This window comes from Xanthomonas axonopodis (genome assembly GCF_001304695.1).
In the GTDB taxonomy this organism is placed as follows: domain Bacteria; phylum Pseudomonadota; class Gammaproteobacteria; order Xanthomonadales; family Xanthomonadaceae; genus Xanthomonas; species Xanthomonas axonopodis.
In genome coordinates, this window is the sequence record NZ_JFAQ01000034.1 from 1 (window position 1) to 12,255 (window position 12,255).

Below are 12,255 nucleotides of genomic sequence, written 5' to 3' on the forward strand. Positions count from 1 at the left end.
AAGCGCAGCGCGCCGCCGCGTTCGCTCTCGCCCTATGCCGACGCCGACACGGTGCTGCAGGTCGTTGATGCGCAGCTGGCACAGGGCGATTACCTGCTGGGCGGGCGCTGCAGTGCGGCCGATGTGCTGGGGGCGGCACGTTGGCCTGGATGGTGGATTTGGCCTGATCGACCCGCACGCCCCGACCCGCGCTTATATCGCCCGGATGGCCGCGCGGCCGGCGGTGGCGCGCGCCGAAGCCGTCAGTGCAGCGCGCGCGCGGACGGCGCCAGCGCAAGCGGGTAAACTGAGCGGCTCTCTTCTACCCGCCTGGAATAAGCGCCATGCCCGGGACACCCGTTTCCGACCTGTCCGCGGCCACTGCCGTGGACGCACCCGCCCTGTTGCCCTTGCCCATGGCGCGCCCACCGGCACCTGCCGTGGTACGCGGCAAGCTCTATATCAAGACCCACGGATGCCAGATGAACGAGTACGACTCGGCCAAGATGGCCGACGTGCTTGCCGCTTCCGAAGGCCTGGAGCTGACCGACAACCCCGAAGAAGCGGATGTGGTGCTGGTCAACACCTGTTCCATTCGCGAAAAAGCCCAGGAAAAGGTCTTCAGCCAACTGGGTCGCTGGAAGGCGCTCAAGGCCGGCGGCAAGCCGGTGATCATCGGCGTCGGCGGCTGCGTGGCGTCGCAGGAAGGCGAAGCCATCGTCAAGCGTGCGCCTTACGTGGACCTGGTGTTCGGGCCGCAAACGTTGCACCGGCTGCCGGAACTGATTCGCGCGCGACGCGAATCGGGCAAGTCGCAGGTGGACATCAGCTTCCCGGAGATCGAGAAGTTCGACCGCCTGCACGAGCCGCGTGCCGAAGGTCCGTCGGCCTTCGTATCGATCATGGAAGGCTGCTCCAAATACTGCTCGTTCTGCGTGGTGCCCTACACCCGTGGCGAAGAAGTCAGCCGGCCGTTCGAGGACGTGCTGGTGGAAGTGGCGCAATTGGCGGCGCAAGGCGTGCGCGAGATCAACCTGCTCGGCCAGAACGTCAATGCCTACCGCGGTGCGTATGGCGCCGATGCCGGCGACGCTGCGCAGTACGCCGATCTGGGCCTGCTGATCCGCACCGTCGCGCAGATCGAGGGCATCGGCCGCATCCGCTTCACCACGTCGCATCCGCTGGAGTTTTCCGATTCGCTGGTGGATGCTTACCGCGATGTGCCGCAGTTGGCCAACTACCTGCACCTGCCGGTGCAGGCCGGCAGCGACCGCATTCTGTCGGCGATGAAGCGCGGCTACACCGCGCTGGAATTCAAGTCGAAGATCCGCAAACTGCGCGCAGTGCGCCCGGACATCTCGATCAGTTCGGACTTTATCGTCGGCTTCCCTGGCGAGACCGAAGCGGACTTCGAAAAGACCATGAAGCTGATCGAGGACGTGGGCTTCGATCAGAGCTTTTCGTTCGTGTATTCGCGCCGCCCCGGCACCCCGGCATCGGACCTGCAGGACGACACGCCGGAGACGGTGAAGCAGGCACGTCTTGCGCGTCTGCAGGCGCACATCAACGCGCACGCGGCGAGCATTTCGCAATCGATGGTGGGCAGCGTGCAACGCGTGCTGGTGGAAGGCCCCTCGCGGCGCGATCCGAACGAATTGACCGGCAAGAGCGAGAACATGCGACCAGTGAATTTCCCGGGCAATCCGCGTTTGATCGGACAGTTCGTCGATGTACTGATCACCGAGGCGATGAGCAATTCGCTGCGCGGCCGGATTCAACTGGACGACAGCGCACAATGATGGCGCGTGGGCGCTGCGCAATGTGGCGCCCCTTCAAGCAGTGCCACCACGCGCCGAAGCGTGTCGCGCGCAATGGTCAAAATTTCGCCACACATCTGTAGCGCCTTGCAGCGCAAGGCCTCGTCTTACTTACCCACAGGCTTTGCCGAATTCGATCCACATCCTGTGTGGACAACCCTATCGGCACTGGCGATTTTTTCACCACCACCCCGGCAAACCTTGCGCCAGTAAGCGCGACGCGTTTTATCCACAGGTTAGTGATGCGTGACTCCACAGCGCTTGTGGAAAACCTGCACGCGTCTGCGGACAGTTGCATCACCGAAGTGCCGCGCCGTTCGCTGTGTTGGTGGGATCACATGCCGCGCGCTACCCTTTCGCTCCCGCCCTACCGACGCGCACCCAGGTGCGCTGTCCGATCCAACCATGAACGCACCCGCACATCGCGATTTCACCCTGGAACCCGAGGACATCGAGCGCCTGGCCAATCTGGCCGGTCCATTCGATGCGCATCTGCGCCAGATCGAACTCAAGCTTGGCGTGGAGATCGCCAACCGTGGCAACGTCTTCCGGGTGACCGGACCGGAGCCGGCCATCGCCGCCGCCCAGTCGCTGTTGACCGCGTTGTACGACGAGGCCGCAACCACCACCTTGGACACGCACGCAATCCACCTGCGGCTCAACGATGTCAACCTCGAGCATGTGGCCGAGCGCGCGTACCAGGCCCAGGATGTGGCGATCAAGGTCAAGCGCGGCACCGTGCGTGGCCGTGGTGCCAACCAGGCCAAATATCTGCACGCGATCGCCACCCACGACATCAATTTCGGCATCGGCCCGGCCGGCACCGGCAAGACCTTCCTGGCGGTAGCAAGCGCGGTTGAAGCGCTCAACGAATCGCGTGTGCAGCGGCTGATTCTGGTGCGCCCGGCAGTGGAAGCCGGCGAAAAGCTGGGCTTTCTGCCGGGCGATCTCAGCCAGAAGGTCGACCCGTACCTGCGCCCGCTCTACGATGCGCTGTACGAAATGCTGGGCGTGGAAAAAGTGGTCAAGTTGCTGGAGCGCAACGTCATCGAGATCGCGCCGCTGGCCTATATGCGCGGTCGCACGCTCAACGATGCGTACGTGATTCTGGACGAAGCGCAGAACACTACCATCGAACAGATGAAGATGTTCCTGACCCGCCTGGGCTTCGGCTCCACGGCGGTGGTCACCGGCGACCTCACCCAGATCGATCTGCCCAAGCACGTCAAATCCGGTCTGCGCGATGCGATCGAAGTGCTGCGCGATGTGGAAGGCACCAGTTTCACCTTCTTCGAAGCGCGCGACGTGGTGCGTCACCCGTTGGTGCAGCGCATCGTGACCGCCTACGACAAGCGCGATAGCGCGCTGCTGCCTCCTGCGGCTGACTGACGTGCAAGGCCACGCCCTCCTGTTTGGGGTGTGGTTGGTGCTGGCTTGCCACGCACCTGCGCATGCGCAGGCACGCCAACACACCGACACGACCACGCGCGTCATGCTGCGGCAGCAGCTTGCCGCGTCCTGTGTCTCGGTGGCCGCTGCGCAAGCAACCATCCTGTTGGATCGGGCCGAACTGGAATACCTGGCGTCGGCGACACCTGCAACCGGTGCGGCGGCGGCCGATGAGGATGCGCAGCGACAGGCGCTGCTTGCTGCAAAGCGAGCGCAGGCGCTAAATGCCTCTACCGGCAAAGCGTACGACCGCTTCGGCTGCGCAGTGGCTCAAGACGACAGGGAAAGCGCCGACACGCGCTATCTGGTTGGTCGCTTGCTGGAGCAAGGCCAAGCCGCGATATGGACACAATCGCCACCGGGTTTCGCGCCGGCCCTGGAGGTCAGACGGGTCGACCCGCACTGCCAGAATGGGCCGATGGGCAGTGCGTTTTATCGTGTTGCCAACGGTGGCGCGCTTGTCATGGTGCTGGTCGAGTGCGTTCGCTGAAGCCAGACCGGTCGGCCAGGGCGCACACGCAGGCGTCGCAGCAAGAGGCCACTCGCGCGATACTGTCACCTCTGTCTGATCTGAGTGCTGGTGTTCCCATGACCAAGGGCCCTGTCCGCCTCGACGTTGCCGTCAGCTATGCCCTGCCGCGCGCCGGCCTGCCGTCGGCGGTGAGTTTTCGCAAGTGGGTGGCCGCGGCCCTGAAGGGACGCATCCGCGAGGCCGATCTGGCAGTACGCGTAGTCGACGAGAAGGAAGGCTGCTCGCTCAATCACCATTACCGTGGCAAGGATTACGCCACCAACGTGCTGAGCTTCCCCGCCGAACTGCCGGAAGGCCTGCCCAAGGGCATCAAGATGCCGCTGCTGGGCGACCTGGTGATCTGCGCACCGGTGGTGGCGCGCGAGGCCGCCGAGCAAGGCAAGTTGCTGGCTGCGCACTACGCGCACCTGACCGTGCATGGCACCTTGCATCTGCTCGGCTGGGATCACGAAGACGACAAGGAGGCCGAGGCGATGGAGCAACTGGAGCGCGAGATCCTGGCCGACCTCGGCATCGACGACCCTTACGTGGGAGAACACTGATGCGTTTTTGCATTGCCGGCGCCCTGCTCCTGCTGAGCGCACCCGGCGCCTGGGCGCAGACCGCGCCGGTGCGCCCGGACCTTGCCGCCTTGATCGAATGCCGCCAGCGCATCGGCGATTTCAGCGCATTGGCGCCGGTACTGGCCGACCCGCTCAAGGCGGTGGCGCTGGGCTGGACGCCGCTGGATCAGTCCAACCTGTTCATGACCGAGTACACGCTCAACACGCCCATTCGCGTGTTCGGCCACAGTACCAATCACATCGCGTTTTCCGGCGCCAGCATCATGGCGATCCTGGACCTGTCCGACCCCCGCCCGCTCGCCAAGCAACTGGATCTGGAACTGGGCGTGGATAACGCCGAGAAGGTCATGTACGGGCGCGAGCTGGTCAGCGAAGACACCACCAACCCCAAGACCGGCGAGGCAATGATCGAATCGGTCGTGCTGAGCGTGACCAACGTGAAATCGCACCCGGGCAAGACCGTGGTCGGCTGCGGCTACAGCCTGGATCTGCCCTGAGCCGGGCCGGGCAACGGTGCATCCACAGCGCCTTGCCGGCTTCCTGCTAGACTGATGGCTAACGCCTGGTTTGCCGGGTGCCCTTCCCCGTCACGATGTCCGAAGACGACAGTAGCCAATTCCTAGAAACACCGGAAAAACGCCGTAGCTGGCTCGAGCGCCTCAGCGCTGCCTTCTCTGGCGAACCCCATACCCGCGACGAACTCGTCGCATTGCTGCGGACCGCCGAACAGGACGGTCTCATCGCCGCAGACACCTTGCGCATGATGGAAGGCGCGATCTCCGTGTCCGAGCTCACCGTGGGCGATGTAATGATCTCGCGCTCGCAGATGGTCTCGCTGCCGGTGGAGGCGCGTTTCATCGACCTGATGAAGCAGGTGGTCGAATCGGGCCATTCGCGCTTCCCGGTCCACGGCGAGAACAAGGACGAAGTGCTCGGCATCCTGCTGGCCAAGGACCTGTTGCGCGGCGTGGTCGCCGACAACGGCCCTGGCAACGTGCGCGAGCTGCTGCGCCCGGCGGTGCTGATCCCCGAGTCGAAGAAGCTCAACGTCCTGCTCAAGGAATTTCGCCTCTCGCGCAACCACATGGCGATCGTGGTGGACGAATACGGCGGTGTCGCCGGGCTGGTCACCATCGAGGACGTGCTGGAACAGATCGTCGGCGAGATCGACGACGAGCACGACGATGCCGAAGAAGAGAATTCGCTGATCGCGATCCAGGCCGATGGACGCTACGTGGTCGATGCGCTGACGCCGATCGAAGACTTCAACGAACGCTTCGGCGCCGAGTTCCCCGACGACGAGTACGACACCGTGGGTGGGCTGGTCACCGATGCAATCGGGCACCTGCCCGAAACCGGCGAAGAGTTGACGCTTGGGCGCTTCGCCTTCCGCGTGGCCAAGGCCGATGCGCGGCGCGTGCACGCCTTCCACGTCACCATTCTGCCGCCCGATCCGCAGGACGACGCTTGAACCTGTCGCATGGCATGAACGCTGCGGCGCGCGTTTGCTGCAGCGCCCGGCGTTGGGCTGGGTGCTGGCTGCTGGCGCTGTTGGTGACGCCGGCGGCCTTCGCGCAAGCGCCAGCCCCGGAAGCCGCCACTGCGTCCCAGTCGGCGCCGCGGATTGGCGTGATGACCATGCAACCGGGCGAAGTGTTTTTCGAACGTTTCGGCCACGATGCCATCGTGGTGGTCGACCCGCGCACGCAGCAGGCCACCTCGTACAACTTCGGCTTCTTCGACCCGAGCGAGCCGGACTTCGTACCGCGGTTTGCGCGCGGCGAAATGATGTACTACCTGGTCGCGCTGCCGCTGAATGAAGACTTGTCGCAATATCGCGATGCCGGGCGCGGTGTCAGCATCCAGTGGCTGGATCTGCCGCCAGACCAGGTGCGTGCGCTGGCCGACGGTCTGGCAGTACGTAGCCAACCGGAAAACGCGCGCTATCACTACGACTACTTCATGGCGAACTGCGCCACCATGGTGCGCGACACGCTGGACCGTGCGATGGGCGGCGCGCTCAAATCACAGCTGGCCGGTCGTTCGCGTGGCAACACCTTCCGCAGCGAAGCGGTGCGCCTGGCCTCCCCTGCCCCTTGGATGTGGCTGGGCTTCGACCTGGGCCTGGGACCATATGCAGACCGTCCGCTGTCGCGTTGGGACGAGTCCTTCGTGCCGATGCGGCTGGCCGACAGCCTGACCCAGGTGCACAACAGCGCGGGGCGCCCGCTGGTGCAATCCACGCAGGTGTTGTTGCCGCATCGCATCGCACCGGAGCCGGCCGAACAACCGCGGCATTGGTGGCCGTGGCTGTTGACCGGGCTCATCGTTGCAGCCGGCGTGCTGGCCCTGGGCCGCAGGCAGCGCCTGCTGGCGGGGCTGGCGTTACCGTTTTGGCTGTTGTGCGCTATCGGAGGCGGCCTGCTGGTGTATCTGTGGGGATTCACCGCGCATCAATCGGCGTGGGGCAACCGCAACCTGCTGCTGGTCAACCCGCTGTGCCTGCTGCTGTGGTTCGGTGGCATTCGGCTGCAGCTGGGCCACAGGCCGGGCCACTGGTTCAACGTGCTGTCCTGGGTCGTGGCGGCGTGCGCGCTGGCGGCGCTGGTGATCCACTGGCTGTCCTTCCAGGCGCAGGACAACCTGCAATGGGTGATGCTGCTGTTGCCGATCCATACTGCACTTGCCATTGCCCTGCGACCGCGTGACCTGCCCGTCCGTACGCGCTGACCCAAGGAGGCGCTCATGAACAGCCACGGCCAGCATCCCGATAATCCGTCCTGCGTCATCACCTGCGCTTACTACGACGGCGACGGCAAACGCCACGACATCAGCCTGGAGCACATCAGCGACGTGCTGCAGCGGCCGGATGGCTTCATCTGGGTGGGACTGTACGAGCCGCAGGAATCGGTGCTGCGCAAGTTGCAGGACGAATTCGGCCTGCACGATCTGGCGATCGAAGACGCGCTCAAGGCGCATCAGCGCCCCAAGGCCGAGAGTTACGGCAACTCGCTGTTCGTGGTGGTCAACACCGCGCAGCTGGTCAGCGAACGCATCCGCTATGGCGAAACGCATGCGTTCCTGGGAAGGCGCTTCCTGTTGACGGTACGGCATGGCGCGTCGTTGTCGTACGCACCGGTGCGGCAGCGGGTCGAACGCGAACCGGCGATGCTGCACATGGGCGCGTCGTTTTGTCTGTACGGCGTGCTCGATTTCGTGGTCGACAATTACCTGCCGATCATGGACGAGTTCCGCGACACGCTGGAGCGCCTGGAAAAAGACATCTTCGCCGACGACTACAAGCGCGAGACGGTGGTGCGCCTGTATGAACTCAAGCGCGAACTCAACAAGATGCGGCTGGTGGTGGCGCCACTGCAGGACGTGCTTTCGCACCTCAAGCGCAATCCCGGCTCGTTGATCCACGAAGAAGTCGGCATTTACCTGCGCGACGTGCTCGATCACGCCGTGCGCATCAACGACGCCATCGACACCTTGCGGGAAATGCTGGGCACGGCGCTAAGCGTCAACCTGTCGATGGTCACGCTCGCCCAGGGCGAAACCGTCAAGCGCCTTGGCGCCTGGGCCGCCCTGCTGGCCGCCCCCACCCTGATCACCAGCTGGTACGGCATGAACTTCGCCCACATGCCCGAACTCGATGCCCGCTACGCCTACCCTCTGCTGGTGGCCGGCGTCGTGGGCTCGTGTCTGGTGCTGTATCGCCTGTTCAAGCGCGCTCGCTGGCTGTAGGGCCGCGTTGCGGCCTGGGATTCGGGATTGGGCATTCGGGATTGGTTTGAGCAGTTGGCCGGTTGTTGATTTTCAACCCAGGCCAGGATGCTCTTAAGTCGCGAGCGCCTGCTCTTACTAATCCCCAATTCCGAATCCCAAATCCCCGCCGTCAAGCGACATAGATCGTCTTGACGTTCATGAACTCATGGATGCCGTGCTCGGCCAGCTCGCGGCCGAAGCCGGAGCGTTTGATGCCGCCGAACGGTAAACGCACATCGCTCTTGACCACTGAGTTGACGAAGGCCGCGCCGCACTGCAGCTGCTGCGCCACGCGCTCGCCGCGCTTGGCGTCGGCCGTCCACACGCTGCCACCCAGGCCGAAGGTGGTGTCGTTGGCGACGCGCACTGCTTCGGCCTCGTCGGCAACCCGGATGATCGAGGCGACCGGGCCAAAGAATTCTTCGTCGTATGCCGGCATGCCGGGGGCGACATTGTCGAGAATGGTCGCCGGATAACCGGCGTGCGAGCCGGCGACCGGTTCGCCACCCAGCAAGACCTTGGCCCCCTTTGCCACGCTGGCCTGCACCTGATTGTGCAATTCATCGCGCAGGTCGGCACGTGCCATCGGCGCCAGCGTGGTGCTCTCTTGCTGCGGGTCGCCCACGACGCGCTTGGCTGCCACTGCCACGAAGCCCTCGATGAACTGCTCGGCGATCGCTTCCACCACGATGAATCGCTTGGCGGCGATGCAGGTCTGCCCGCTATTGTCGAAGCGCGACTGCACGGCCGACTGCACGGTGTGCTCCAGATCGGCGTCTTCCAGCACCACGAACGCGTCGCTGCCGCCGAGCTCCATCACGCACTTCTTGAGCTGGTCGCCTGCGTTGGCGGCCAGCGAGCGGCCGGCGCGTTCGCTGCCGGTTAGCGTCACCGCGGCAATGCGGTCATCGCGCAGGACATCGGCAGCCTGGTCGTTATCGATATGCAGCACATCGAACACGCCCGGCGGAATGCCGGCGGCGTCCAGCACTTCTTTCATCGCATCGGCGCAGCGCGGCACATTGCTGGCGTGCTTGAGCAGCGACACGTTGCCGGCCATCAGGCTGGGCGCCAGAAACCGGAACGCCTGCCATAGCGGGAAATTCCACGGCATGACCGCGAACACGCAGCCGAGCGGTTCGTAGCGCACATAGCTGGACTGCGCCTCGGTGGGAATGTCGCGCGGCGCCAGATAGTCGGCGGCGTGTTCGGCGTAATACACGCAGGCCTGCGCGCACTTGTCGATCTCGGCCAGTGCCTCGCGGCGCAGCTTGCCCATCTCGGCGGTCATGATGCGCTGCAGGTCCTCGCGGCGCCTGGTCAGCTCTTCGCCGATACGGCGCAGCAAGGCGCCACGCTCGGCCAGCGGCAATGCCGCCCAGGCCGGAAATGCCTTGGCGGAAGCAGCCAGACGCGCTTCGATGGCAGCGGCGTCCAGGGTCTGCTGGGTATGCTCGACCTGGCCATTGGCGGGGTTGACGGTGTCGTAGGACATGACGGTCTCCTGTTGCGAGGCGGCCATGCTAGACGCCGGCAAGTTCGGGGCGCGTCACAATCGCCTGAAACTGCTGCAACACTGTGTTCGCAAGGACCGGCCGCCTGCCACACTTGCTGCACGCAGTCGCATTCGTTGCGGAAGCAGCCCTGCCCGACGGTGCACCTGCCCCTGCACGCAGCTGCATTCGCGCCCGCCCTCTTTTAGCGCTCAACCTTCGCGTTGCAAGGCCAATTGCGCATCGCGCAGGCGGCGCTTTTCGCTGCGCGCCAGTAGCCACCAGCCGATCAGCGCGGCCACCGACACTGCCAGCACCATGACCGTGGCCAAGGCGTTGATCTTCGGGCTGATGCCCAGGCGCACCGACGAAAACACCTTGATCGGCAACGTAGTGGAACTGGGCCCGGCCAGGAAGCTGGCGATCACCACATCGTCCAGCGACAGCGTAAAGGCCAGCAACCAGCCCGATGCCAGGGCCGGTGTGATGATCGGCAAGGTGATCTGGAAAAACACCTTCAATGGCGTGGCGCCGAGATCCATCGCGGCTTCTTCCAGCGAGCGGTCCAGTTCCTGCAGACGCGAAGAGATCACCACCGTCACGAACGACACCGTGAAGGTGACATGCGCGACCCAGATCGCTACCGCACCGCGCGGCGCGATGCCGAGCACGCCGCCCATCGAAACCAGCAACAGCAGGATCGACAGACCGATGATGACTTCGGGCATTACCAACGGCGCGGTGATCAACGCGCCGAACAGGGTTTTGCCGGGAAAACGCCGCATGCGCACCATTGCCATGGCGGCCATCGTGCCCAGCACGGTCGACGCGCAGGCCGTCCAGAACGCCACCTCCAGGCTGACCCAGGCTGCGTCGAGCAATTGCCGGTCGCGCACTAATTCACCGTACCACTTGGTCGAAAACCCGCCCCACACCGTTGCCAAGCGCGAGGCGTTGAACGAGTACACCATCAACAACAGGATGGGCAGGTACAGGAACCCGAAACCCAGCCCGAGCACGCTGCCGCCGAGCAAGCGCCCACCGCGCGAAGCGCGCATCATGTCAGCCGCCCTTCCAGCTCACGCTGCTGGTAGCGGTGGAAGATCACGATCGGCAGCAACAACAACACCAGCATCACCGTGGCCACGGCCGCTGCCACCGGCCAGTCGCGGTTATTGAAGAACTCGCCCCACAGCACGCGCCCGATCATCAAGGTGTTCGGCCCGCCCAGCATTTCCGGGATGACGAATTCGCCCACCGCCGGAATCATCACCAGTATGCAGCCGGCCACGATGCCGTTGCGCGACAGTGGCAAGGTGATGCGGACGAATGCCTGCCATGGCCGCGCGCCCAGATCGTAGGCTGCTTCGAGCAGGCGCTGATCGTGCTTGACCAGGTTGGCGTACAGCGGCAGCACCATGAACGGCAGATAGCAGTACACGATGCCGATGTAGGCGGCGATCGGCGTGTACAACAACTGCAACGGCTGCTTGATCACGCCCAGCGCCAACAGCGCCTGATTGAGCACGCCGTTGCCATCGAGAATGCTGATCCACGCGTACACCCGAATCAAAAACGACGTCCACGACGGCAGCACCACCAGCATCATCGCCACGTTGCGTGTGGCCAGCGGCAACCGCGCGATCACGTAAGCCATCGGGTAGCCGATCAATAGCGCCAGTGCGGTGGAAATGGCCGCAATCTTGATCGAACTCAGGTACGCAGCCACGTACTGGCCATCGCGCAGCAAGGTCAGATAGTTGCCCAGATGCAATTTGAGGCTCACCGCACCGTCGGCAGCAACCGTCAATAGCGGCGTATAGGGCGGCATCGCGGTGGCGCGCTCGGCGAAGGAAATCTTCAGCACGATCAAAAACGGAATCGCGAAAAACACCAGCAGCCACAGATACGGTGCGGCGATCACGCCCCAGCGTCCCCCTGGCGCCTGCGCAGGAGTTTTGCTGGCCGGTCTCATGCGGTGAGCACCACGCCGTCGTCTTCGCCCCAGCCCACCCACACGGTGTCGCCCCAGGTCAGCGCTTCGCTGGCCCAGCGCTGGCGATTGGCGAAATTGACCATCAGCTTGACCCCGCTGGGCAAGCGCACGTGGTACACCGAATGGCTGCCGAAATAGGCGATGTCTTCGATCAGGCCCTGCGCCTTGTTGCAGGCGTGCGCCGGCTGGTCCTTGCCGATGGTCAGCTTTTCAGGGCGCAGCGCGAACGCCACTGCCTGCCCCTCGAAGCCGGTGATGCCGTGGCCGATGCGGATGCAGGCATCGAACGCAGGCGTTTTCAAGGTGACGTACTGCGGCTGGTCTTCGACGATGATTGCCTCGATCAGATTGACCGAGCCGATGAACTCGGCCGCAAACCGGTTGGCCGGCTGCTCGTAGATTTCATCGGGCGTGCCGACCTGCTGGATCCAGCCCTGGTCCATCAGCGCGATCCGGGTGGCCATGGTCATGGCCTCTTCCTGATCGTGGGTGACCATCACGCAGGTCACGCCGGAGGTTTCGATGATGTTGACCAGTTCCAGCTGCATCTGCGAGCGCAGTTTTTTATCCAGCGCACCCATCGGCTCGTCCAGCAACAGCAGCTTGGGGCGCTTGGCCAGCGAGCGCGCCAGGGCCACGCGTTGCTGCTGCCCACCGG

The 12,255-nt window shown here is 64.3% G+C and carries 12 protein-coding genes and 1 pseudogene; 9 read left to right on the forward strand and 4 right to left on the reverse strand.

The annotated features are described in order from the left end of the window. From XAXN_RS03430 to XAXN_RS03470, 9 genes and pseudogenes are all read left to right on the forward strand, one after another. Nucleotides 1-295: pseudogene (locus XAXN_RS03430) on the forward strand (glutathione S-transferase); the annotation flags it as partial. Nucleotides 296-323: 28 nt separating this feature from the next. Further along, on the forward strand, nucleotides 324-1,778 hold the full coding sequence (gene miaB, locus XAXN_RS03435) for a tRNA (N6-isopentenyl adenosine(37)-C2)-methylthiotransferase MiaB (protein ID WP_054318508.1): 1,455 nt from the start codon (nucleotides 324-326) through the stop codon (nucleotides 1,776-1,778). 423 nt (nucleotides 1,779-2,201) lie between these two features. Beyond that, nucleotides 2,202-3,185 (forward strand): PhoH family protein, encoded by a 984-nt coding sequence (locus XAXN_RS03440; RefSeq protein WP_042822777.1) that lies wholly within the window; start codon nucleotides 2,202-2,204, stop codon nucleotides 3,183-3,185. A gap of 1 nt (nucleotide 3,186) precedes the next feature. Then, a complete protein-coding gene (locus XAXN_RS03445; protein WP_054318509.1) occupies nucleotides 3,187-3,735 on the forward strand; it encodes a hypothetical protein in 549 nt (182 codons plus the stop codon). A gap of 98 nt (nucleotides 3,736-3,833) precedes the next feature. Next, on the forward strand, nucleotides 3,834-4,319 hold the full coding sequence (gene ybeY / locus XAXN_RS03450) for an rRNA maturation RNase YbeY (protein WP_054318510.1): 486 nt from the start codon (nucleotides 3,834-3,836) through the stop codon (nucleotides 4,317-4,319). Continuing rightward, a complete protein-coding gene (locus XAXN_RS03455) occupies nucleotides 4,319-4,837 on the forward strand; it encodes a hypothetical protein (RefSeq protein WP_042822781.1) in 519 nt (172 codons plus the stop codon). The genes ybeY and XAXN_RS03455 overlap by 1 nt, the downstream gene beginning before the upstream one ends. A 95-nt stretch (nucleotides 4,838-4,932) precedes the next feature. Beyond that, nucleotides 4,933-5,811, forward strand: coding sequence for a CorC family transporter (locus tag XAXN_RS03460; RefSeq protein WP_054318511.1), 879 nt, complete (start codon nucleotides 4,933-4,935; stop codon nucleotides 5,809-5,811). Between the two features lie 14 nt (nucleotides 5,812-5,825). Continuing rightward, nucleotides 5,826-7,070 (forward strand): lipoprotein N-acyltransferase Lnb domain-containing protein, encoded by a 1,245-nt coding sequence (locus tag XAXN_RS03465; RefSeq protein WP_134980580.1) that lies wholly within the window; start codon nucleotides 5,826-5,828, stop codon nucleotides 7,068-7,070. A 15-nt stretch (nucleotides 7,071-7,085) separates the two neighbouring features. Next, a complete protein-coding gene (locus XAXN_RS03470; RefSeq protein ID WP_054318513.1) occupies nucleotides 7,086-8,087 on the forward strand; it encodes a magnesium and cobalt transport protein CorA in 1,002 nt (333 codons plus the stop codon). 151 nt (nucleotides 8,088-8,238) lie between these two features. Here XAXN_RS03470 and XAXN_RS03475 read toward each other — a convergent pair whose 3' ends face one another. The 4 genes from XAXN_RS03475 to XAXN_RS03495 form a co-directional block, all read right to left on the reverse strand. Further along, the gene (locus XAXN_RS03475) at nucleotides 8,239-9,630 is read right to left on the reverse strand and encodes an NAD-dependent succinate-semialdehyde dehydrogenase (protein WP_174515571.1); all 1,392 of its coding nucleotides are present in this window, start codon (nucleotides 9,628-9,630) and stop codon (nucleotides 8,239-8,241) included. A gap of 183 nt (nucleotides 9,631-9,813) precedes the next feature. After that, the gene (locus tag XAXN_RS03485; RefSeq protein WP_054318515.1) at nucleotides 9,814-10,662 is read right to left on the reverse strand and encodes an ABC transporter permease subunit; all 849 of its coding nucleotides are present in this window, start codon (nucleotides 10,660-10,662) and stop codon (nucleotides 9,814-9,816) included. Continuing rightward, the gene (locus XAXN_RS03490; RefSeq protein ID WP_054318516.1) at nucleotides 10,659-11,576 is read right to left on the reverse strand and encodes an ABC transporter permease subunit; all 918 of its coding nucleotides are present in this window, start codon (nucleotides 11,574-11,576) and stop codon (nucleotides 10,659-10,661) included. Before XAXN_RS03490 ends, XAXN_RS03485 begins: the two co-directional genes overlap by 4 nt. Continuing rightward, the coding region (locus tag XAXN_RS03495; RefSeq protein ID WP_054318518.1) for an ABC transporter ATP-binding protein at nucleotides 11,573-12,255 on the reverse strand (683 nt) is incomplete at its 5' end. The genes XAXN_RS03490 and XAXN_RS03495, both read right to left, overlap by 4 nt.